General features: G+C 44.5%; 1 pseudogene. It reads right to left on the bottom strand.

What is annotated here, in order from left to right:
- Positions 1–533, bottom strand: a pseudogene (locus SM447_RS29900) (hypothetical protein); the annotation flags it as partial.

Below are 533 nucleotides of genomic sequence, written 5' to 3'. Positions count from 1 at the left end.
CGTATCATTACCAATCGGTGCTATATAATCTGCAGTGGTCTGACTCTCTACATTATCGGGAATACCATCATCATCACTATCGATATCCAAGAAGTTTGGACTACCCGTAGTATCTGTGTTCACAGGAGCATTGGTTAAACTCGCTGTTGGCGTATCATCCGTCTCTACTGGATCTGCTAATCCATTTGCTCCAACAGCAACATCGGTGTTCCCTGTAACTGGATCGGTATTGCCTATAATACCATCGCCATCTGGATCGGTTGCTAGAGGATCGCCGCTTTCTACAAGATCATAGATCCCATCATTATCACTATCCAAATCCAAGTGACTTGGAACACCATCGCCATCTGGATCATAAGCATCTACTACTCCATCTGCGTTGGCATCTACTCCATTATCCGTATCCGCATAGTTTGGAACACCATCATTGTCATCATCTGCGCTAGCTAGTGGTAAGCCCGGCGTTTCTTCTGCATCTGGAATACCATCATTATCATCATCCAAATCTGCAACATCTGCAACACCATCATTAT

The sequence above is a fragment of the Micromonospora aridisoli genome, assembly GCF_056150025.1.
The sequence above is the reverse complement of the archived record's forward strand: the minus strand, read 5'-3'. Positions and strand labels throughout refer to the sequence as shown.